The 255-nt window shown below is 56.1% G+C and carries 1 protein-coding gene; it reads right to left on the bottom strand.

The features are described 5' to 3' along the window. The coding region (locus ACO0LC_RS29345; protein WP_423009815.1) for a hypothetical protein at nt 1-240 on the bottom strand (240 nt) is incomplete at its 3' end. Nucleotides 241-255 lie beyond the last annotated feature (15 nt).

The following is a 255-nucleotide window of genomic DNA, read 5'->3' on the forward strand; positions in this document are numbered from 1 at the left end:
ACGCTCCTTACCCAACTGCTCCAGATGCTCACGAATGACAGACTTACCGACGCCGGGATGACCCACGATCACCGAGAAACCGCCATGTTGTGCATGAACCCGGATCATCTCCATGGCTTCGACCTGCTGCGGCAACAACGCCACCTCACTGCGGTAAAACGGCTCTTTGGTTAAACCGAAGGTGGCCTTAATCATCATCACCCCCAACCGTTGCCGGTGCACGCAGGCGCGCATTGGCATATAAATCCAACACCG

It is taken from the genome of Undibacterium sp. JH2W (genome assembly GCF_049340425.1).
Lineage (GTDB): Bacteria > Pseudomonadota > Gammaproteobacteria > Burkholderiales > Burkholderiaceae_D > Undibacterium.